The organism is Adlercreutzia sp. ZJ138 (assembly GCF_011038935.1).
In the GTDB taxonomy this organism is placed as follows: Bacteria; Actinomycetota; Coriobacteriia; order Coriobacteriales; family Eggerthellaceae; genus ZJ141.
Genome location: NZ_JAAKEA010000002.1, coordinates 111,358 through 132,304, shown reverse-complemented (window position 1 = coordinate 132,304; position 20,947 = coordinate 111,358). Strand labels below are relative to the sequence as shown.

Annotated in this window: 18 protein-coding genes; 13 read left to right on the top strand and 5 right to left on the bottom strand. The window is 57.6% G+C overall.

The window, feature by feature from the left end; genetic code table 11:
- Window positions 1-79: 79 nt before the first annotated feature.
- Window positions 80-2,026 carry a molecular chaperone HtpG gene (gene htpG / locus G7Y43_RS01485; RefSeq protein ID WP_165043324.1) on the top strand — a complete coding sequence of 649 codons (1,947 nt, stop codon included), beginning with the start codon at window positions 80-82 and terminating at the stop codon, window positions 2,024-2,026.
- Window positions 2,027-2,178: 152 nt separating this feature from the next.
- Here the strand turns inward: htpG and G7Y43_RS10625 are convergent, their stop codons facing one another.
- Window positions 2,179-3,171, bottom strand: a complete 993-nt coding sequence (locus tag G7Y43_RS10625) for an RNA methyltransferase (protein ID WP_241158097.1) — start codon at window positions 3,169-3,171, stop codon at window positions 2,179-2,181.
- Window positions 3,172-3,299: 128 nt separating this feature from the next.
- Between G7Y43_RS10625 and mazG the strand changes: the two genes are divergently transcribed.
- The 6 genes from mazG to grdD all read left to right on the top strand — a co-directional run bounded on the left by mazG (window position 3,300) and on the right by grdD (window position 9,323).
- The gene (gene mazG / locus G7Y43_RS01475; protein ID WP_370514624.1) at window positions 3,300-4,277 is read left to right on the top strand and encodes a nucleoside triphosphate pyrophosphohydrolase; all 978 of its coding nucleotides are present in this window, start codon (window positions 3,300-3,302) and stop codon (window positions 4,275-4,277) included.
- A gap of 278 nt (window positions 4,278-4,555) precedes the next feature.
- A complete protein-coding gene (gene trxB, locus G7Y43_RS01470; RefSeq protein WP_165043322.1) occupies window positions 4,556-5,503 on the top strand; it encodes a thioredoxin-disulfide reductase in 948 nt (315 codons plus the stop codon).
- A 60-nt stretch (window positions 5,504-5,563) separates the two neighbouring features.
- Window positions 5,564-5,881, top strand: coding sequence for a co-chaperone YbbN (locus G7Y43_RS01465; RefSeq protein WP_165043320.1), 318 nt, complete (start codon window positions 5,564-5,566; stop codon window positions 5,879-5,881).
- 120 nt (window positions 5,882-6,001) lie between these two features.
- Entirely contained in the window at window positions 6,002-6,472 is a 471-nt protein-coding gene (gene grdA, locus G7Y43_RS01460; RefSeq protein WP_165043319.1) for a glycine/sarcosine/betaine reductase complex selenoprotein A, read from the top strand.
- A 154-nt stretch (window positions 6,473-6,626) separates the two neighbouring features.
- Entirely contained in the window at window positions 6,627-8,165 is a 1,539-nt protein-coding gene (grdC, locus tag G7Y43_RS01455; protein ID WP_165043317.1) for a glycine/sarcosine/betaine reductase complex component C subunit beta, read from the top strand.
- 12 nt (window positions 8,166-8,177) lie between these two features.
- On the top strand, window positions 8,178-9,323 hold the full coding sequence (gene grdD / locus G7Y43_RS01450; RefSeq protein ID WP_165043315.1) for a glycine/sarcosine/betaine reductase complex component C subunit alpha: 1,146 nt from the start codon (window positions 8,178-8,180) through the stop codon (window positions 9,321-9,323).
- Between the two features lie 123 nt (window positions 9,324-9,446).
- Here grdD and G7Y43_RS01445 read toward each other — a convergent pair whose 3' ends face one another.
- From G7Y43_RS01445 to selB, 3 genes are all read right to left on the bottom strand, one after another.
- Window positions 9,447-10,127 carry a TetR/AcrR family transcriptional regulator gene (locus tag G7Y43_RS01445; protein WP_165043313.1) on the bottom strand — a complete coding sequence of 227 codons (681 nt, stop codon included), beginning with the start codon at window positions 10,125-10,127 and terminating at the stop codon, window positions 9,447-9,449.
- A 165-nt stretch (window positions 10,128-10,292) separates the two neighbouring features.
- A complete protein-coding gene (locus G7Y43_RS01440; RefSeq protein ID WP_165043311.1) occupies window positions 10,293-11,147 on the bottom strand; it encodes a radical SAM protein in 855 nt (284 codons plus the stop codon).
- Between the two features lie 121 nt (window positions 11,148-11,268).
- Window positions 11,269-13,191 (bottom strand): selenocysteine-specific translation elongation factor, encoded by a 1,923-nt coding sequence (gene selB / locus G7Y43_RS01435; RefSeq protein WP_165043309.1) that lies wholly within the window; start codon window positions 13,189-13,191, stop codon window positions 11,269-11,271.
- Window positions 13,192-13,236: 45 nt separating this feature from the next.
- Between selB and G7Y43_RS01430 the strand changes: the two genes are divergently transcribed.
- From G7Y43_RS01430 to G7Y43_RS01415, 4 genes are all read left to right on the top strand, one after another.
- The gene (locus G7Y43_RS01430; RefSeq protein ID WP_165043307.1) at window positions 13,237-14,055 is read left to right on the top strand and encodes a DUF3841 domain-containing protein; all 819 of its coding nucleotides are present in this window, start codon (window positions 13,237-13,239) and stop codon (window positions 14,053-14,055) included.
- Window positions 14,056-14,685: 630 nt separating this feature from the next.
- Complete coding sequence (locus G7Y43_RS01425) at window positions 14,686-15,036, top strand: GrdX family protein (RefSeq protein WP_165043305.1); 351 nt, start codon at window positions 14,686-14,688, stop codon at window positions 15,034-15,036.
- 30 nt (window positions 15,037-15,066) lie between these two features.
- Complete coding sequence (locus tag G7Y43_RS01420) at window positions 15,067-16,350, top strand: glycine/sarcosine/betaine reductase component B subunit (protein WP_165043303.1); 1,284 nt, start codon at window positions 15,067-15,069, stop codon at window positions 16,348-16,350.
- A 10-nt stretch (window positions 16,351-16,360) separates the two neighbouring features.
- Entirely contained in the window at window positions 16,361-17,659 is a 1,299-nt protein-coding gene (locus G7Y43_RS01415; RefSeq protein ID WP_165043301.1) for a glycine/betaine/sarcosine/D-proline family reductase selenoprotein B, read from the top strand.
- Between the two features lie 129 nt (window positions 17,660-17,788).
- Here the strand turns inward: G7Y43_RS01415 and G7Y43_RS01410 are convergent, their stop codons facing one another.
- On the bottom strand, window positions 17,789-18,172 hold the full coding sequence (locus G7Y43_RS01410) for a RidA family protein (protein ID WP_165043299.1): 384 nt from the start codon (window positions 18,170-18,172) through the stop codon (window positions 17,789-17,791).
- 183 nt (window positions 18,173-18,355) lie between these two features.
- Here G7Y43_RS01410 and G7Y43_RS01405 point away from each other — a divergent pair, with 183 nt between their 5' ends.
- Window positions 18,356-19,273, top strand: a complete 918-nt coding sequence (locus tag G7Y43_RS01405) for a nitroreductase family protein (protein WP_206215069.1) — start codon at window positions 18,356-18,358, stop codon at window positions 19,271-19,273.
- A gap of 215 nt (window positions 19,274-19,488) precedes the next feature.
- On the top strand, window positions 19,489-20,694 hold the full coding sequence (locus G7Y43_RS01400; protein ID WP_165043421.1) for an acetate/propionate family kinase: 1,206 nt from the start codon (window positions 19,489-19,491) through the stop codon (window positions 20,692-20,694).
- The last annotated feature ends 253 nt before the right edge of the window (window positions 20,695-20,947 follow it).

Sequence of the window (20,947 nt, the reverse complement as noted above, 5' to 3'; positions counted from 1 at the left end):
ATGATGCGCGTGCGGTACAATCCTTCTCGATTAGCACTCGAAGGCTGTGAGTGCTAAACATACTGAAAGGAAGGCGTTCATGCGCAAGTTTAAAACCGAGAGCAAGAAGCTGCTCGACCTCATGATCAACTCCATCTACACGAATCGCGAGATTTTCCTGCGCGAGCTCGTATCAAACGCTTCCGACGCGGTTGACAAGCTGTACTTCCGCAGTCTTACGGACGACACCGTGCAGCTTGACAAGGATAGCCTGGCCATTCGTGTGTCGTTTGACAAGGATGCGCGCACTGTCACCGTGTCCGACAACGGCATCGGCATGGGTAAGGACGACCTCGATGTGAACCTAGGTACCATCGCGCATTCCGACAGCATGGCGTTCAAGGCCGAAAACGACGAGGCGCAGGGCGGCGACGTCGACATCATCGGCCAGTTCGGCGTAGGTTTCTACTCGTCGTTCATGGTGGCCAAGCATGTGCGCGTGGTGTCACGCGCCTTTGGCACCGACGAAGCATGGGCGTGGGAAAGCGACGGCATCGAGGGCTACACCATCACCTCTGCCGAGCGCGATACGCACGGCACTGACGTCATTCTCACGCTGAAGGACGACACCGACGACGAGAGCTTCGACACGTTCTTGTCGGAATACGGCCTGAAGAGTCTCATCAAGCGCTATAGCAACTACGTGCGTTATCCTGTGCAGATGAACGTGACGAAGAGTCGCGAGCTACCCAAGCCCGACGACGCTGGTGACGACTACGTGCCGCAGCGCGAAAGCTACACCGAGCTTGAAACCATCAACTCCATGATTCCCATCTGGAAGCGCCGCAAGTCCGACGTTACCGACGAAGAGTACAACGAGTTCTACAAATCCGAGTTCCACGACTTCGCCGATCCTGCTCGCGTGACTACCATCCACGCCGAAGGCGCTCTGTCTTACGACGCGTTGCTGTTCGTGCCGAGCAAGGCTCCGTGGGACCTCTACAGCAAGGACTACCAGAAGGGCTTGGCGCTGTACAGTTCCAACGTGCTTATCATGGAAAAGTGTGAAGACCTGCTGCCCGACTATTACAACTTCGTGCGTGGCGTAGTTGACAGCCAAGACCTTACGCTGAACATTTCGCGCGAAACGTTGCAACAGAACAGCCAGTTGCGCGCTATCGCCAAACGTGTTGAGAAAAAGGTTACTTCCGAGTTGCAGAATATGCGCGACAACGACCGTGAAGCTTATGAGAAGTTCTTCGAGAACTTCGGCCGCGGCCTGAAGTACGGCATCTATGCCACCTATGGTCAGGCGCGCGATCCGCTGGCCGATCTGCTGCTGTTCCATTCTGCCAAACAGCAGAAGCAGGTCACACTGGCCGAGTATGCCGCCGCCATGCCTGAGGGACAGGATGCCATCTACTACGCTGCGGGCGACTCGGTGGAGCACCTGCAGAACATGCCGGCGGTGAAAACGGTACTGTCGAAGGGTTATGATGTGTTGCTGTGCACGCAGGATGTCGACGAGTTTACGTTCCAGATGATGTACGGCTACGAAGCGCCGAAGACCGACGACGCCGACGATGCTGAGCCCGCGGCACCGCTGCCGTTTAAGAGTGTAGCCGATGCCGACCTTGACATTTCCACCGAAGAGGAAAAGGAAGCGGCAAAAGCTATCACTGAAGACAATAAAGACCTCTTCGAGGCTATGACCAGTGCCCTTGACGGCAAGGTGGAAAAGGTGGCCGTGTCAGCTCGTCTGACCGACGAGCCGGTGTGTCTGGTGTCGGAAGGCCCCATCTCCATCGAAATGGAGAAGACGCTTGCCGGCACGCCCGACGCTGAAGGCATGAAGTCGCAGCGTGTGCTGGAGGTAAACCCCAAGCACGCAGTGTTTGAAGCGCTGAAGACCGCACAGGATTCGGGGGACGTCGACAAGGTACGTGCCTACACCGATCTGCTGTACGGCCAGGCGTTGCTGATGGCAGGACTCCCAGTTGACGACCCGCTGGCGTTCTCGCAAGCGGTATCGGAGCTGATGATCTAAACGGCTCGAATGGTTTACGATCTTCCCAACTATCAGGCCAAATAGTAGGATGCATGGAGGGGCTGCGAACCGGGTTTTCGCAGCCCTTGCGTTTGTTTTGCTTGCTTACGTGTGGGTAGCTTACGTGTGGGTAGCTTACGTGTGGGTGGCTTCTATCGCTTTCGGAGCTCCCAGAAGGCAACGGCGCTGGCGGCGGCCACATTTAAGGAATCGACCCCATGCGCCATGGGAATACGCACAGTGAAGTCGCATTGGGCGATGGTTTCGGGCGCGAGGCCGTCACCTTCGGTTCCCAGCACCAGGGCTATTTTCTCGCAGGCGGCAAGGCGCGCGTCATCCAAACTCACCGAATTGTCGGAAAGCGCGAGCGCTACTGTGGTGAAACCAAGCTGCTTCAGTTGAGGAATCCCACTGGTTGCCCAGGCGCTTTTTCCCAGTGTATGGGCGTCTTTATTTGAGAGGGGAGAGCGCTTCCTCGCGTGGGCTGTCGCTAGCGCAGGAAGTTGGCTTGCAGCATCAGCGTCGTTGACAGTGCCGTCGGCGTGGTGTTTTGTCTGCGGTGCACTCGTTTCGCAATGCTGCACATGGCCGGTGCAACCGATGCGCGTCCAGGGCACTTGGAATACGGTACCCATGCTCACGCGCGCGGCGCGTCGGTACAGCGGGTCGTAGCATTCAGGCGTTACGAGCACGGCGTCAACGCCGAGCGCTGCGGCCGACCGGAAGATGGCCCCTACGTTGGTGTGGTTCGTTACGTTTTCTAGCACCGCGATAAGCCGTGCGCCTTCCACCACCGTTTCAACGTTGGGCAATGCGGGCCGTCGGAATGCGCCTAAGGCCCCGCGGGTCAGCTCGAAACCGGTCAGCTCTTGTAGCGCATCGTGCGGTGCTACGAACACGGGCATGGTGGGGTAGTGGGCTTCCATGCGTGTGATCAGTGACTCGAGGGATTTGAGCCACTTTTCCTCCATCAAAAGCGACAGCGGTTGCGCCCCACCTGAAAACGCCCGCTCAATCACCTTGCCCGATTCAGCGATGAACAGGCCCTTTTCGGGTTCCAGCTTGTTGCGTAGTTGCGCTTCGGTCAGGCGTGTATACGCATCGAGACGGGGGTCATCAAGTGTGCTTACGTGGAGTACGGGCATGGTTCTCCTTTGCGGTTCGTTGCTGCGGTGCCGCCCAGCGTTCGTCAACGACCTGCCGTACGTCGGGTGATTCCATTATAATGGCGGCCGATACGGCAATGAAGCGCACGGTGGGAAAGGGGCACGGCATGAATGGGCAAACTGACAAGGTGGAAAACGGCATGGGGGATGCGCACGACCAGCGAGGCGACGAGCAAGGCGAGCAGTTGCAAAGCGCGATGGAGCGCGTGCAGAATCCGGTGAATCATCCGGCGTTCAACCAGTTCGTCGCTACGGTTTCGGCGCTGCGTGCGCCTGACGGGTGCCCGTGGGATCGCGAGCAAACCCACGCCAGCATTGCACACAACATGATCGAAGAAGCCTATGAGGCCGTTGACACCATTGAGTCGAAAGACGTTTCCCATCTGCGCGAAGAACTTGGCGATGTGATGCTTCAGGTGGTACTGCACAGCCAGATAGCCGCCGACGCGGGTGAGTTTACTATCGACGACGTGTGCGCCGACGTAAATGACAAGCTTATTCGCCGGCACCCGCATGTGTTCGGCGACGTGAACGCCGGCAGCGCTGCAGAGGTGCTCGATCTGTGGGATCAGGTGAAGCTGTCAGAGAAGGCCGCAGGTGCCGGGTCGCAGACAGGGGAGGCCCGTGTTCCGGAAAGTCTGCTCGCCAGCGTTCCGGCAAGCTTTCCCGCGCTCATGCAGGCGCAAAAGATCGCGCGTAAGGCGGCATCGGCCGGGTTTGAATGGGGCGATGTTGCCGAAACGTGGGACAAGGTGTATGAAGAAATTGGCGAGCTTAACGAGGCGTACGCTGCCGCTCCCAAGGCTGGCAACGGCAAGATGGATGCGTCCGCCTGCGCTGCACCCGACGCTGCCGATCGCGTGGCGGCCGCCGAGGTCGAGTTCGGCGACGTACTGTTCAGTCTCATCCGTGTGGCGAACAAAATGGGCATCGATGCTGAATCGGCGCTGCGCGCTACCTGTCGCAAATTCCGCAGCCGATGGGAGTTTATGGAAGGTGCGGCGGCGGCAGAAGGCACACGCGTGCAGGACCTTTCGTTCGACAAGCTCGATGAGCTGTGGGACACCTCGAAGCTCCTGTCATAGGCATTATGTTGCTTCTCAAGATTACCGCGATCAGTTCAAGTTGTGCTATTTCGGGGATTTCAGGGGCTTCAACTGCCCGAAATAGCGAAAAATCACGGTTACGCGTGTGAAGTTGTGTCGAGGGTGATACAATAACCGCGATCAGTGCGCGCGGCGCCGTTCTTGAAGTGCGTTCGCGAGTGCGCTATCATGAGGCCGGTGTCGTGCGTGTGAGCTTCGACTCCCATACTACGAATACCGGTTAGCTCGAAACCTTGAACAGAGAGATGAGGTAGGGTATGGAAAACGTTTACGATGTCATTGTCTTGGGCGCGGGCCCGGCGGGTCTGACGGCCGGCCTTTATGCGGGCCGCAGCAGGCTCTCCACGCTCATTATCGAGAAGTCTCAGGACGGTGGCCAGATCGCCATTACCGACGAGATCGAGAACTATCCCGGCCAGCGCGTCGACATTGACGAGTCCGGCGCTTCCTTGGTTGCCCGCATGACCGAGCAGGCCGCTAAGTTCGGCTGCGAGCGCGTGAGCGATACCATCACTGCCGTTGACCTTGAGGGCGACGTCAAGCGCGTTACCTGCGTGAAGGGCGAGTACTGCGCCAAGACCGTCATTCTGGCAACGGGTGCTCATCCCCGCCCCATCGGCTGCAAGAACGAGGCGCAGTTCGTGGGCAAGGGCATTTCCTTCTGCGCCACTTGCGACGCTAACTTCTTCGAGGATCTTGAGGTGTACGTTGTCGGCGGCGGCGACGCTGCGGTTGAAGAGGCAATGTATCTCACCAAGTTCGCCCGCAAAGTTACCCTCATCCATCGCCGCGACGAGCTGCGCGCTGCCAAGTCCATCCAGGAGAAGGCATTCAAGTGCGAGGGTCTCGACTTCATGTGGAACACCGTGGTTGACGAGGTTGGCGGCGACGAAGGCGTTCTGGCCAAGATGGTCGTGCGCAATACCAAGACCGACGAGCTGACCACCATCGAGGCTGACGAAGATGACGGCATCTTCGGTCTGTTCGGCTTCGTGGGCATGATCCCCGGCACCGATCTGTACGAGGGCATCATCGACATGGAGCGCGGTTACGTGGTTACCGACGACAACATGCACACCAACATCCCCGGCGTGTTCGCCGCCGGCGACCTGCGCAAGAAGACGCTGCGCCAGGTTGTTACGGCCGCTGCTGACGGTGCTATCGCCGCCATGCAGGCCGAGAAGTACATCAACGAGCAAGAGTAAGACGGGATAAGCAAGCGAAGCGCTTGTGAGTAACCACAGATCAAGAAGAAGGAGACGAACATGCTTGATGTGGATAAGAAGACGTTTGAGCCCGAGGTTCTGCAGGCTGAGGGCAAGGTTCTGGTTGACTTCTACGGCGACGGCTGCGTGCCCTGCGCTGCGCTGATGCCGCACGTACACGGCTTTGCCGAGAAGTATGGCGACAAGATGAAGTTCACTTCCATGAACACCTCGAAGGCTCGCCGCGTGGCTATCGGCCAGCAGGTGCTGGGCCTTCCCACTATCGCCATTTACGAGAACGGCCAGAAGATCGAAGAGCTCGTCAAGGATGACGCCACCCCTGAGAACGTTGAGGAAATGATTAAGCGTCATATCTAAGCGTTGCGTTTACGTGTTACAGTTGAGCGCATTCGCGTTACAGCGGTGATTCGGTCGCTGATTGTCAGCGTCTGAAGCATAAAGAACCATAAGACACGAGTAGTAGAGAGAGGAGGGAAAATGAGCATTTTGGCCAATAAGAAGGTTGTCGTTATCGGCGATCGCGACGGCGTACCCGGCGAGGCGATTTCTGCCTGCGTCGAGACTGCCGGTGGCGAGGTTGTATTCTCCTCAACGGAGTGCTTTGTCTGAACGGCAGCCGGTGCAATGGACCTGGAGAACCAGAAGAGGGTTAAGGAATTCTCCGAGCAGTTCGGCCCCGAAAACGTTGTTGTTATCGTGGGCGCGGCTGAGGGAGAAGCTGCCGGCCTCGCTGCTGAGACAGTGGAGGCGGGCGACCCGACGTTCGCTGGTCCGTTGACGGGAGTCCAGTTGGGACTCGCCTGCTATCACATCTGCGAGCCTGAGATCAAGGAAGAAGTCGACGCTGACGTCTACGAAGATCAGGTTGGTATGATGGAAATGGTTCTCGATGTTGACGATATCGTCTCCGAGATGACCGACATCCGCTCTGAGTTCTGCAAGTACTAAGACGGATGCGTAAAGGGCTGAAGCGGCGGCGCAAGTCGTCGCTTCAGCTTGATTGGATGTAGTTGCGGGCCGGTGGCAGTCTATGGAAGCCCGGGGCATATTTCGGGTCTACCTTTTCGACTTTGTCATCGATCCTCGTTTCGTGGAGGTAGAAATGAAATGTGTAATTAAGGGAACCGGCTACGTGCTGGTTCACACGCCCGACATGGTGATCGAAAACGGCACCACGCAGACCACCGAGCGCGTGGTCAATCCCGACAGCGAGTATCTGAAGGAGCTGCCGAGCCATCTGCGCACCTTCGATCAGGTGCTGTCGTACTGGCCGAACCAGGTCTACATTGGCAACAAGACTCCCGATGAGCTGCGTGACGTTGCGGAGCCGTGGTGCAACGAAACCTGCGACGTGGCTGACCGTTACGGCAAATTCGGCCAGATGATGCCCGAAGATGAATTCTACCTGCTGCTGCAGGCCTGCGACGTGTTCGACCTGGTGGAACTCGATGCCGAGTTCGTTGCCGGTGCGAAAGAAGCGTTCGCCGCCAACAAGGTCATCGATGAGACCATCGTCGCTCGCGTGAAGGACGGCGTTGAGGCCAGCGTTGTTGCCGACCTCGTTGAGAACGAGCATGCCGAGCCGCTGTCGTTTGATGGCAAGCTGATCGGTTGCGTGAAGCGCGCCCATGACATCGACGTCAACCTGAACGCTCACACCATGCTTGAGAACCTGGTTGCCAAGGCGTCCTCCGTGCTGGCGCTGCTGACGGTTGTTGAAACCGCTGGTATCGAGAAGGCCGACATCGAGTATGTTATCGACTGCTGCGAAGAGGCATGCGGCGACATGAATCAGCGTGGCGGCGGCAACTTCGCCAAGGCTGCTGCTGAGATCGCCGGCCTGGCAAGCGCCTCTGGTTCCGACTCCCGTGGCTTCTGCGCCGGCCCCTCGCACGCACTCATTGAGGCCGCTGCCCTCGTTCAGTCCGGTGCGTACAAGTGCGTTGCTGTCACCGCTGGTGGCTGCACCGCTAAGTTGGGCATGAACGGCAAGGACCATGTGAAGAAGGGTCTGCCCATCCTCGAGGACATGCTGGGTGGCTTCGCCGTTGTGCTCACCGCTAACGATGGCGTGAACCCCGAGATCAATCTCGACATCATCGGTCGCCATTCCGTAGGCACCGGTTCCGCACCGCAGGCTGTTATCCAGAGTCTCGTGTATGATCCGTTGGAGAAGAACGGCTTGGCCATCACCGATATTGACCGCTTCTCTCCCGAGATGCAGAACCCCGACATCACCAAGCCCGCTGGCGCTGGTGACGTTCCTGCCGCCAACTACAAGATGATCGCCGCTCTGGGCGTGAAGAAGGGCGCTATCGAGAAGGCTGATATGGCCAACTTCGCCAAGGAGCGCGGCATCACCGGCTTTGCTCCCACGCAGGGCCACATCCCCTCGGGCGTGCCCTCCATCGGCTTTATCCGCGACATGATCCTCGACGGCGACATCCAGCGTGCCATGATCATCGGCAAGGGCTCGCTGTTCCTGGGTCGTTTGACCAACTTGTTCGACGGCACTTCGTTCGTCATCCAGAAGAATAGCGGCGAGCAGGAAGCCACGGCGGTGAACGAGGATGAGATCCGCGGCATGGTTGCACGTGCGATGCGCGAGTTCGCCCAGAGCATGCTCGCCGACGCCGAATAAAGGGGGCCGAGTATGAGCTCACTGGAAAAGAAAGTCGCGGACATCTTCTTGGAGATGGCCGACGGCATTGAGAGCGGCAACTTCGGCAAGCGTCCCAAGATTGCACTGACGGGCATGGGTAGCGAGCACGGCGAGGAAAACTCGATGCTTGCGGCCACCATCGCTGCCGCCAAGGGTGTCGACGTGCAGTATATCGGCTCGTTCGAGGATCCGTCGGTCACCACCATTCATGTGGCCGATGACGAAGAGGGTCATGCCAAGATGGACGAGCTGCTCGAGAGCGGCGAGATCGATGGTGCTGTTACGATGCACTACCCGTTCCCTATCGGTGTGAGCACCGTTGGCCGTGCTATCACGCCGGCTCGCGGCAAGGAAATGTTCATCGCCAACACCACGGGCACGTCGAGCGCCGAGCGCATCGAGGGCATGATCTTAAACGCCATCTACGGCATTATCGTTGCGAAGTCGTGCGGCATCGCACATCCCACGGTTGGCATCCTGAACGTCGATGGCGCTCGCCAAACCGAGATGGCGCTGAAGGAACTAGCCGACAACGGTTACGACATCACCTTCGCCGAGTCCACGCGCGCTGATGGCGGTTGCGTGCTGCGCGGTAACGACGTGCTGCAGGGCACGCCGGACGTGCTGGTTACCGACTCGCTGACGGGCAACGTGCTCACCAAGATGCTGTCGTCGTTCAATACGGGCGGTTCTTTCGAGGCAACCGGCTTCGGGTATGGCCCGGGCATTGGCAAAGGCTACGAGAAGCTGGTGCTCATTGTGTCCCGCGCTTCGGGCGCCCCGGTTCTGGCCAACGCTTTGCAGTTCGCAGGCGAGCTGGTGCGCAACGGCGTGTTCGCCATCGCAAAAGCCGAGTTTGCCGCTGCCGAGAAGGCTGGTCTTGCCGAGGCTATCGCCAAACGCAAGCCGCAGCCGAAGGCCGCCGCTGAAGAGGTTAAGGCACCGCCTGCGGAGCCCTGCACCTCGAGCATTCCCGGCATTGAGGTCATGGACCTTGAAGACGCCGTGCAGGAGTTGTGGAAGGCTGGCATCTACGCTGAGTCGGGCATGGGCTGCACCGGTCCGCTCGTTATGATGAGTGACGCCAACTACGAGAAGGCGGTTGAAATTCTGAAGGCTGCCGGTTACGTCGGCTAAGCAGTCGCACAGCCAGTCAGGCGACATTGCTTGAATTAAAAAGGAGGTCGGGCACGAGCCGACCTCCTTTTTTGAGTGCACGTGCGTGCGACATGCACTTTTCTACTGGTTTCCTAGGGGCCGTTACGCCTCTTCTTCGCTGTGGCGTCCGTTTTCTAGAATGAAGCGAGTTGCGCTAATGAAACGTTCGGTGGTGCTCTCGATATTTTCGGGCGTCGCCTCTCGTGAAAGGAAGCTTTCCAGTAGTGTGCGATAGTAGCCAATGGTTATTTCGTTGATCAAAGCTGCTTCGTCGGCTGAAAACCCCAGTTCGGCGGCGTATGGTTCGAGCACTTTGATGGTACGTTCGTACAGATCGCCCGAAAGTAGCATCGATAGTACAGCTCCGCTGATTTTATCAAGCTCGTTGGGGAACACCGAATAGTATTCCTTGATGATGTCGCCCAAAGAGTCGTTGTGATCCTTGAAATATAGGTGCAAGAAAATGGGCGCGTTTGCGAACGAGTACTTGCAGAAGAGCTCCCATGTGTGCAAGTACTCAGCTTCGGCGGTTTGCATGGTTTCGGCATCGGCGGCAAGCTCACTCAGATAATCGCGCAGATAGCTGATCGACGACATGGTTATCAGTTCGTCAAGATCCCTGAAATACAAATACATGGTTGCGCTACTGTAGCCTGCTTGCGAAGCGACTTTGCGGATAGACACGGCATCAAGACCTTCATTCTCGATGATGTGTGCTGTTGCCTCCACGAACGACGCGACGATTTTCTTTCGCGCTTCAGGTGAATATTTAACCCTCCCCATGTATGCCCACCGCCCTTGTAAACACGCTCAGCCTATGACTGAGCAATGTTAAAGAAAATGTATAATAGTCGAATTATAACAGAGTGACATTCTGTAGCAAACGTCTTTATGCGTATGATCAGAGCTGATAGGCTGCTTTACTGGACGCGTTGGCTCACAAGTCGCTCAGTGACCGAGGCGCGCAGTTTCTTCCGTTATGCGGTGATCAAGATCGCACAAAATGCGATCGTGGTCATCTGGTAGTGTTCCGCGCACACGCACTGCAATGTTGTCGTGAAAGCCGTCGTAGCGAACGGGAATACTCAGCTTGCTGATGAGGTGTCGCTCTTCGGCGAGTGATTCAAGCTCGCTTGCGGGGATGAATTCACCGTGTTGTACTGCCATGTCAAGCGGCGTGCGTTCGAAGCCGACCATCATCGAGAAGTTGCAAATGTAGGTGGGTCGGGTTTCGTTCAGCAGGTGGGCAGTCGCTTCAGCGTTCTCGATGCCTCGGCCGGCCCCCGCAACGCCAGTCATAATATGAGCTCCGAAGTCGATACCGGTGCGATGTAACTTTTCAGTGGCCTCGCGACATTCGGTGTTGTTATGATCTTTCCGCATGAAGGATAGCACGTCATCAAGCCCGGATTCCACACCGATGTAGAGCATAGTTAGCCCGTCGTTTGCAAGGCGTGTCAATTGCTCGTCGGTTTTGCGGAGGATGGCCGTCACCGTTGCGTCGGCACAGATACTCTCGCATGAGGGAAGGTGCTGGTGAATAAGATCAAAAATAGCTTGCAGGCGCTCAAAAGGCAAGTCGAAAGCATTACCGTCGCCGAGCATAACGCGCTTTGGCTTGCCGCCAACGGACTTCACGCGAAGGAGTTCGTCTTCAATCTGGGAAAGAGGTAGCTCGCGGAAACGCAGATGCTTGAACAGGCCACAGAACATGCAGGCGTTGTAGGAACAGCCCACAGAAACCGGTAGCTTGAATGAAGCCTTCTCCGCTGGGGTATTGCAAATACGTCCCTCATAATCCATGGTGCGACTCGCCCCCGTTTCCCTGGTTCCGTTTTCCCGCATTATACTCCCAGAACCGCAGGAGGTATTCCGCTTTCCCTCCTGCTTTCCGACGGCGTTTTACTGCATTATAGACCCATAGTTACTTCAGTCGCCTCGCATCGCCATCGCGCACCGTGAAGCCTTCGGCGTCGAACGCTTCCAGCAGAGGCACGGCGAATTTGCGACTTGCGCCGACAATATCCTTGAGTGATCCGACCGAGCCGTCGCCGCCGTTTCGGAAGTGAGCGGCCATGCGCTGCTTGCAGGCGTCAACGAACGCGCCATCGTAGAAGAGCTCGCTCGACACGCGATATGCTGCGCCCTCTTGCGCAAGACGCGCCATCGCTCGCCGAGCAAGCGGCAGCTCAACGCTTACTTCGTGTGCCAGTTCGCTCAAAGTGGGCGGTGTGGCGGCATGTTCGCGCAAACAGGTGAGCAGCTTTTCCGCTGCTTGTTTTTCGATTTTCTGTTGTGCTCCCTGGGCGCTCGGGTGGCCGATCAGTCCGCCTTGTGCAACTGCGATGTTTGCAGCGGTGGCTTCGTCGAGCAGAAAGCCGAAACAGGCAGCGTCCATGCGCGGGAAGCACTGCTGTCTGAGGGCCTCTTTCGTCATGCCCGGTTCTGCTGGGTTAGCGCTGTGGAACTCGATGAGTGTGCGCTCGATCTGCCCCATCGCACGTTTTTTGGTAGCGGGGGAGGTGAAGTACTCGCTTGTGTCTCCAAGCGCAACCGCGCGCTTCGATTCGACAGCGGCGCTCAGATACGCGCCCATGAGGTTGCTGTCCATACCGAAGAAGCGCGCGAGGTCGTGCGTGGTCACGGGCTGCGGTTGCAGGCCGAGTGCGTTTTCCACGGCCGCCTGCACATTGTCGTCGGTTAGGGCATCCAGTACAAGCTGCTCGCCATGCAGGTTTGTGCGGTGACGCGGGTGTGCCAGCAGCACCTGCCCGCCGCCCGCAACGTGCACGGGGGAGTACGTGCGCACGATAAAGCGATCACCCATCGATACCGGCAGCGGTTCTTCCAGGCGAATCTGCGCGTAGCTTGTCATACCAGCGGCAAGTTGCTTGAGTCCATCTGCCAAAAGCACGCGCCCGATAACCTCTTTCGTGCCATGTGCGATGTGCATTCGTGCGCCGCTTTCCAGCGGGCGTCCTGTTTTGGCGGTGTCCAGATAGGTGAACTGGGCGTCGAAGCGAGTTGTCGGCTCGATAAGTCCCGGCGTTGCCAGGAAATCGCCCGGTCGGATTTCGGTGGTCTTCACGTCGTTGAGGTTAAGCGCCACGCGATTGCCTGCCTGTGCGAGTGGGGCGTCAGACCCGTGCATCTGCACTGACTTAATGCGGCAGCGCTTTCCTGAGGGCAGTATTTCCACCACATCGTCGGGGCGAACAGTTCCGCTCCACAGCGTTCCGGTAATCACGGTTCCCGATCCTTTGATGGTAAACACGCGATCGACAGGTTGGCGCATGCTCTCGCCCGTGTGCAGTGCCTGCGTTTCCGTGCATGCGGCCGCTATGGCCTCCCGAACGTCTTCAAGGCCCTGTTTGGTACGGCTCGAAACAGGAACGATGGGGGCATTGGCATAAGGGGTTGCAGCCAAAAACGCACGTACGTCTTCGGTCATCAGCTCGAGCCATTCCTCTTCGACCATGTCGATTTTCGTCAGCGCCACTACGCACGAACGCACGCCGAGCGTTTGCAGTACCGCAATGTGTTCGGTAGTCTGCGGCATAATGCCATCGTCGGCGGCTATTACCAACAGCGCAACGTCGATACCGGTTGCGCCCGCTATCATCTGACGCACAAACTTCTCGTGTCCCGGCACGTCGATGACGCCCATGGTGCGGCCGTCGGGCAGTGTCAGTTGCGCGAATCCGAGTTCGATGGTAATGCCGCGCTTCTTTTCCTCCGCAAGGCGGTCGGGATCAACGCCGGTGAGTGCTAGAATGAGCGAAGATTTGCCGTGGTCGATATGCCCGGCGGTTCCAAGTATCAGGTTGGGTGCGTCGTTCGTGCTCATAGGGTCGATCCTCCTGTCTGGATAAGCCGATTGTGGCTTCGCCCCATGCTAGATGACAAAGTCGATTGGGATGGAGACGAAATGGAAAAAGTGAAACTCTTCACAAAGCAGAACGAAAAGACGTTGTCCCAGCTTGAGCGAAACGGCCGGTTCGTTAACAACCGCACATACGTGGAGCTGCACTTAGGTGACATCGCTCCGTATTTCGTGACGAAATACGATTGGCTTACCCGGCAGGCGGCCCGATGGCTACCCAAGCCCGACGACGTGCGCGCCCCCATTTGGTGCGCCGTCAGCCCACGCAGCTGCATGCGCCCTGAGGAAGGCTCGCTTGTGTACTGCCTTGAGGTGCCGAGGGACAAGATTATTTTCTTCGACAACTTCAAATGGGATTACGTGTTAAATCAGCTGTATCTTCCCAAAGACGAGCAAGACGCTCAAGATTATAAGCGCCATCTTGAGAGCATTGGTGTGAAAAGCCGCTTCGACTTCTCGAAAGACCGCTATCGCAATTTGTTTCCCGACGAAATTCGCCGCATTGAGGAAAGTTGGATCCGTATTTTCGAACTGGAAGAGTGGAACATCTGGAATGTGTGCGCGAACATTTGGGAGATCAGGCAGGAGTGGGTGACAGACATTATCCGGTTTGGAGAAGAGGTTGATGTTCCCGCACTGGAGGTGTGCAGCGAGGGCGTGGTGCTTTATGACACCTGGCCAAGTGACTACCAGCCGCTTCCCCTTGACGACGTATTGAACGCCGCTTCTGCGGAAAAGGCGGGTGCGCCGCACGCCTCGGGCGTGGCAGGTACGCGGGGGAGCATGGTGTCGGTCGGTCAGTTCCGCGAGCGTCTTGTTATCAAATAGCGTGTGTGCCGGCTTGCGTTCGTGCCGTTGCGCCAGAGGGGCTGCGTCGGCTGGCATGGCTCTGGCTCTGCTGTCGGGTGTGTTGGTGCTCGTGGGCGCTTGGTTTTGACGGCGGGCACGGGGGCTCTTGGGTTCGTGGTTGGTTTGTGGGCGCGGTGGTGTTTAACTTATCGCGTTAAAGAAATATGTCCGTCAACCCTTGTAACTTGTGTTCGGTAGGTGGTACACTCTCTGTGGTATGAAGTGCCGAGGGTTCGAAACAGCGAGGAGCAAGATTGCCTACTAAGCGATTTTTTCCGTTTCTTCCTGCCTTGCTGTCATTAGCGCAAGGCTGTGAAGAGCACTTGTACCTCGCATGTCGAGGCTTGAAACACCGGCCCTGAACCTCGGTGAGCCCGTCACGTGCTGACGGTCGCTCGCAGTTCCGTTTCGATGCGATTCTTACTCAGATGAATCGACATGCATCGAATCCGTTGCATAACCCGTTTTCCACGCTATCGTTCCCGCTTGTGCAGCGCGCGTTTGCGCCTGCGTTGGCGTGCGGCTTTGTTCCTGGTTTTGAGCAAGGTCGCCACGGTGTGATAGAGCGTATTACCCCGATCGAGTAAGGAGGTGAAAGCTGTTACGATAGTGACGAACAATCCTCTCTTGCGAGAAGAGGAAGACGTGCTTTTCGTAGAGGGCACGTTCAGAGATGTGCTCGTCACGGTGCGTGACAAGGTGTATTCAGGCTATGAGCTTATCAGCCACCCGCTGTTTGCCAGCAGCAGAATGATGTTCTCGCCCTTTCGCACGGTGATCATCGGGGAGAGAGAGGACAGAATCTCGCAAGAGGCATGCCAGATCGTGGAAGACTCGATTCTGTCATACGATACGGCCACAGCAAGACGTCGTCGTCAACCAGAGCATGATGACGACTATGCTTGGGTAGATAGGAGCCTGTACTTGTCCGCATTGGAGGAGTATGAGTCTCGGTTTTAAAAGTCAGAAGATGAATGGAGGTGTTCTGATTTGAGGCTAGAACAAAATCTGATCCACGTTAAAGACGTGGTGGCCGGCGACGCCATGGGCATTGAAAATGGCGTGCTGACCGTCGACATCGAGGGCCTGAAGCAGTGCGTTCTCGAGGACGACAAGATCAAGAGCGTCGAGATCGATTTCGCCAAGCCCGGCGATCGCACTCGTATCGTTCCCGTTAAGGACGTCATCGAGCCCCGCTACCGGGTTGACCGCCAGAACGGTTTCCCGGGTGTTACCACCAAGTACGAAGAGTGCGGCAACGGCGTTACCAACATCCTGAAGGGCGCAGCTATTGTCACCATCGGCGACATGGTCGGCTTCCAGGAAGGCGTCATCGACATGTGGGGCGAGGGTGCTGGTTGGACCCCGTTCTCCAAGACCCTGAACATCGTGGTTGACATCACCCCGGTTGACGGTCTTGACCCGCATACGCACGAGCGCGTTGTGCGCCTTGCTGGTCTGCGTGCTTCCACGTTTGTGGGTATGGCCGCCAAGGATGCCGCGATCGACGAAACCAATGTGTACGAAATCGGCACCATGGCCGAGGAAGTTGCTAAGTACCCGGATCTGCCGAAGGTTGCCTACGTTGAGATGACCATCTCCCAGGGCCTGCTGCATGACGGCTTCTTGTATGGTGTTGACCTCAAGGAGATTGTGCCCACCTGGTTCCATCCCAATGAGGAAATCGACAACGCTGTAATCAGCGGCAACTGCGTTGCTGCCTGCGACAAGATCACCACGTATCAGCATCAGAACAACGCGCTGATTCACGACCTGTACGCACAGCATGGCAAGACCATCAACTACATTGGCAACATCTTCTCGCCTGAGCTGACCACGCTCGACGGTAAGTTCCGCAACTGCGACTACACCGCGAAGCTGTGCCACCAGCTGGGCGCCGACGGCGTTATCGTGTCCGAAGAGGGCTACGGCAACCCCGACTCCGACCTGGTTATGATCTGCAAGCGCCTGGAGAAGCGCGGCATCAAGACCGCTCTGGTCACTGACGAGTGCTCCGGTTGGGATGGCACCAGCCAGCCGCTGACCGACACCGCCGCTGAGGCCGTGGCCGTCGTTTCCTCTGGCAACGTTTCCAAGGTTATCGAGCTCGAGCCCGCCGACAAGGTTATCGGCAACCTGAAGTCCGCTCAGACTCTGGCTGGCGGCTGGGATGGCTGCGTGGCTGAAGACGGCAGCGTGAAGGTTGAGCTGAACGCTGTCATCGGCGCTACCTCCGAGATCGGCTTCCATAACGCATCGGTCAAGTTGTACTAGGAGGTTGTAAATGGCTAAGAAGCGTGTAATTTTCTATCTGAACCAGTTCTTCGGCGGCATCGGTGGCGAGGACAAGGCTGACTACGCTCCCGAGTACCGCGAAGAGGTTGTCGGCCCCGGCGTGGGTGTTGCTGCTGCCACCGCTGACAACGCCGAGATTATCGGCACCATTATCTGCGGTGACAACTTCTTCGGTCAGAACGAGGAAGAGGCTAAGGCCTTCATCGCCGAAACCATCAAGGCTAACAAGCCTGACATCCTGGTTGCCGGCCCCGCTTTCAACGCTGGCCGTTATGGCTTCGCGTGCGCTGGCGCTTGCCAGGTTGCGCACGAGCTGGGCGTCATTCCTGTTTCCGGCATGTATGTTGAGAACCCGGGCCTGGAGCACTGCCGCTCCTTCTCTTGGGTTGCCGAAACCGCTGACGCTGCTGCGAAGATGCGCAAGGCACTGCCCATCATGGCGAACTTGGTGAACAAGCTTGCTTTGGGCGAGGAAGTCACCCCCGAGGGCGACAAGTATCATGCACAGGGTCGCCGCGAGTGCATCCTGGTTGACGAGCTTGGTTCGACCCGTGCCGTCAACATGCTGCTCGCTCGCCTGAACGACGAGCCTTTCGAGACCGAGCTGCCCATGCCCACCTTTGACGAGGTTGAGCCGGCTGCCGCTATCAAGGACCTGTCCAAGGCCACCATCGCCTTGGTTACCACTGGCGGCGTTGTGCCGAACGGCAATCCCGACCGTCTGCAGTCCGCTTCCGCTCAGCAGTGGAACAAGTACGACATCTCCGCGCTGGACGAGCTCAAGGGCGAGTACTTCACCGTTCATGGTGGCTTCGACCCCGTGTACTGCAACGAGAAGGCCGACCGTGTTGTGCCGCTGGACATCCTGCGCGAGCTGGAGAAGGAAGGCAAGATCGGTAAGGTCCACGAGATCTTCTACACCACCACCGGTACTGGTACCGCTGTTGCCAACTCCGAGAAGTTCGGCATCGAGATTGGCAAGGAGCTGGCCGACGCAGGCGTCGACGGTGTCTTGCTCACCTCCACTTGAGGCACGTGTACTCGTTGCGGTGCAACGATCGTTAAGGAAATCGAGCGCTATGGTACCCCCATCGTTCACATGGCTACCATCACCACGATTTCTCAGTCTGTAGGTGCGAACCGTATCGTCCCGACGGTTGCTATTCCGTATCCGGTTGGCAACCCGACGCTGTCCGCTGAGGACGAGCATGCGATGCGTCGCGAAATGGTGGAGCGTGCCGTGAACGGCCTGGCCACCGAGATCACCGAGTCGACCCAGTTCGAATAAGGGAGGCTTGCAAAGGCGCTGCCAAGCCCGTCTGTGGGGGGACGTGGATAAGGCGAAGCCTTTCAGGTGATAATTGAAAAGGACCCGCGTTTCGGCGCGGGTCCTTTTTTCAGGGTGCGTTGTGCGCGCTTACACGCGAGCGACGCACTTGATTTCGACACTTGCGCCCTTTGGCAACGCGGCAACTTGGAAGGCGGCGCGTGCGGGGTAAGGCTCATTGAAGAAGGTGGCGTACACCTCGTTCATGTCGGCAAAGTCGGCGATGTCGGTGAGCATGACTGTTGTTTCCACAACGGCGGACATGTCGGTTCCGGCTTCGGTGAGAATGGCCTGGATGTTTTTCAAGCACTGGGCTGTCTGCGTTTTGATGTCGCTGCCTGCGAACTCACCGGTTGCAGGGTCGATCGGAATCTGCCCTGACACGTTGATGGACACGCCTTCTGCTTTGATAGCCTGAGAATAGGGGCCGATGGCGCTCGGTGCGTTCGTAGTGGCGATTGCGGTGTTGTTCATGGTGGTGCCTCCTTGAGCGATGGTGCATGCGATAGATGCGGCGCGTGAGTGCGAGCCGCCAGACAGATGATACACCTTTACATTACGCTTCGGATTGCTCAACCGAGGTAACCGTCGTTATGCTGGTATCATGATCGCAAGGCGTTGCCTTACCATGCCAACTCGGACGAAACGGAGGATCCCATGCAGGCACGAGCTGTTCACCGTTGCATTCACGTACTCGATCTTGAGAAATCGCTCGCCTTCTACGAACAAGCGCTCGGAATGAAGGTGGTTCGGCGTATGGGGCCCGACGATGGGTCATGGGAAAACGTGTTCGTTGCGAATGACGATTCGGGTTTTCAGGTAGAACTCACCTGGAACCGTGGACGTACCGAGCCTTACGTGAACGGGGGACGTGATACGCATCTTGCCTTCGCAGTTGACAACATGGACGAAGCGCGCGCTCTGCACGAGCGCATGGGCTGCGTCTGCTTTGTGAACGAGCGTATGGGCATTTATTTTATTGAAGACCCCGATGGATGTTGGATCGAGATCGTTCCGCTCGATCGTGCTGGCAACGCTGCGCAGGCGGGTGCCGATGTTTTAGCCGCAATGCGCAACCGTCGCAGCGTTCGCTCATATGCAGGCGAGCGTATTCCCAATGAGAAGATCGAGCGTGTGATCGAAGCGGGGCTGCTGTCGGCAGCCGGACGGGGTATTCGTCCTTGGGAGTTGGTGGTAGTTCGCGATCGCAGCATGCTTGAATCGCTTGCCAGTTGCCGCACTGCCGGAGCGCAGATGCTTACCGAAGCCGATGCGGCCATTGTTGTGGTGGCCAACGTTGCCGCAGCTGACACGTGGGTGGAGGACTGCTCAATTGTCATGGCAAACATGCACTTAGCCGCCGACGCATTGGGGCTTGGCAGCTGCTGGATTCAGGGGCGCGGCCGTGAGGCGGCTGATGGGCGCAGCACACGCGATTATGTGGCCGCCTCGCTCGACATTCCCGACGGCTATGAGATCGAAGCCATTCTGTCGCTTGGCGTATGCGCCGAGCATCCTGAGCCGCGCGTTGTCGATGAGATGCTTGCTGCAAAGGTGCACCGGGATAGCTTTTAAGGATCTTTGGCCGGGGAAAAGGTCAAGGAAATCCATTGCTTACGTTGACTTGTGCTGACTTGCATTGATTCTGACAAAACCGCAGGTTGTTTACGTGTGTTTCCCTAGACAGGGGTATTGTGAAGCTTCTATAATGAGCAAGCTAGCGCACTGCAGACGAGCATCGGCGGCATGGGGCCACCGTTTGCTTGCGCGGAAAGATTGAGGTGAAACCAATGATCGTACTCGTGGTGAATGCGGGAAGCTCGACGCTGAAAAGCCAGCTTGTCGACACCGAAACCAAGGCGTGCCTGATGAAGTCGAACGCGGAGAAGATTACGACTCCGGGCACGTTCATGAACGTCAGTTTCCCGCCGTCGAGCGAGAAGCATCATTTCGACATGGAAGGCGCCTCGCACGCCGATTGCCTGGACAAGCTGCTTGAAGTTATCTTCTCGGCAGAAGAATCGCCGGTACATTCTCTGGCCGACATCGATGCCGTGGGCAACCGCATCGTGTCGGGCGGCGAGTTCTTCGACCGCTCCGCCGTGGTTGACGCCGACGTGCTGGAGAAGGTGAAGATCTGCGGCGAGTTGGCCCCGCTGCACAATCCGCCGGCGGCTTCGTGTATCGAGTACCTGATGAAGGCTGCACCCGATACCCCGCAGGTTGTTGTGTTTGACACTGCGTTCCACATTGCGGGCATTCCGCCGAAGGCGTATCGCTACGCACTGCCCGAGAAGTACTACACCGAGTACAAGATTCGCCGCTACGGCGCTCATGGTACTTCGCACAAGTATGCTGCAGAAACCGCCGCTGCACTGCTGGGCCGCGACGTTGCCGATTTGAACATCATCACGTGTCACCTGGGCTCGGGCGGCTCGGTCAGCGCTGTGCAGGGTGGCCGCTGTGTCGACACCACCATGGGTCTCACGCCGCTTGAGGGCATCATGATGGGTACCCGCACCGGTTCGATGGATCCGTCTATTGTCACCTACATCATGCGTCGTGAGGATGCCACGCCTGATGACATGGACGCACTCATGAACAAGAAGTCGGGCATGTTGGGCGTGTCGGGCTTCTCCAACGACTGCCGTGAGCTTGAACAGGCTGCGGCTGAAGGCAACGAGAATGCGAAGCTGGCGTTGGAAATGTACGTATACACGGTACAGAAGGCCATCGGCCAGTTCATGGCAGTGCTTCCGGGTACCGATGCTATCGTGTTCACCGCCGGCATTGGCGAGAACAGCGAGGAAATGCGCCGCGACATCTGCGAAGCTATCGCTCATTTGGGCGTGAAGATCGATGCGGAAAAGAACAAGGGTCGTGGTATCGATCGCGTGATCTCCACTGACGATTCGCCGGTGAAGGCGCTGGTTATTTCCGCCGACGAGGAAATGTGCATCGCCCGCGAAACAGAGGAACTGGTAGCCGCGCTGTAAGCTTTGGTTCTAGCGAGGCTCGCCGGTGCTCGGCGAGCAAAACGCATGACGCGTTATCTGGATAAGCCCCCCGAACACATGTCAGGTTCGGGGGGCTTTGCTGTGACGGTAAGCTAGAAGTACGACGGTAAACCGGAAGTCCGCAACTTTTGGAATATCTGTTGGGAGATTGAGTTATACCAGATCAGGCGTGGGGCAACTGCCGGTTGCCAGAGATTATCTTTGGTTCTATGGGAAAATGACCACATAAGGT

Bases quoted from the DNA above. Each gene is read 5' to 3' on its own strand.
- htpG (WP_165043324.1), top strand. From the start codon at position 80: ATGCGCAAGTTTAAAACCGAGAGCAAGAAGCTGCTCGACCTCATGATC.
- G7Y43_RS10625 (WP_241158097.1), bottom strand. From the start codon at position 3,171: ATGCCCGTACTCCACGTAAGCACACTTGATGACCCCCGTCTCGATGCG.
- mazG (WP_370514624.1), top strand. From the start codon at position 3,300: ATGAATGGGCAAACTGACAAGGTGGAAAACGGCATGGGGGATGCGCAC.
- trxB (WP_165043322.1), top strand. From the start codon at position 4,556: ATGGAAAACGTTTACGATGTCATTGTCTTGGGCGCGGGCCCGGCGGGT.
- G7Y43_RS01465 (WP_165043320.1), top strand. From the start codon at position 5,564: ATGCTTGATGTGGATAAGAAGACGTTTGAGCCCGAGGTTCTGCAGGCT.
- grdC (WP_165043317.1), top strand. From the start codon at position 6,627: ATGAAATGTGTAATTAAGGGAACCGGCTACGTGCTGGTTCACACGCCC.
- grdD (WP_165043315.1), top strand. From the start codon at position 8,178: ATGAGCTCACTGGAAAAGAAAGTCGCGGACATCTTCTTGGAGATGGCC.
- G7Y43_RS01445 (WP_165043313.1), bottom strand. From the start codon at position 10,127: ATGGGGAGGGTTAAATATTCACCTGAAGCGCGAAAGAAAATCGTCGCG.
- G7Y43_RS01440 (WP_165043311.1), bottom strand. From the start codon at position 11,147: ATGGATTATGAGGGACGTATTTGCAATACCCCAGCGGAGAAGGCTTCA.
- selB (WP_165043309.1), bottom strand. From the start codon at position 13,191: ATGAGCACGAACGACGCACCCAACCTGATACTTGGAACCGCCGGGCAT.
- G7Y43_RS01430 (WP_165043307.1), top strand. From the start codon at position 13,237: ATGCTAGATGACAAAGTCGATTGGGATGGAGACGAAATGGAAAAAGTG.
- G7Y43_RS01410 (WP_165043299.1), bottom strand. From the start codon at position 18,172: ATGAACAACACCGCAATCGCCACTACGAACGCACCGAGCGCCATCGGC.
- G7Y43_RS01405 (WP_206215069.1), top strand. From the start codon at position 18,356: ATGCAGGCACGAGCTGTTCACCGTTGCATTCACGTACTCGATCTTGAG.
- G7Y43_RS01400 (WP_165043421.1), top strand. From the start codon at position 19,489: ATGATCGTACTCGTGGTGAATGCGGGAAGCTCGACGCTGAAAAGCCAG.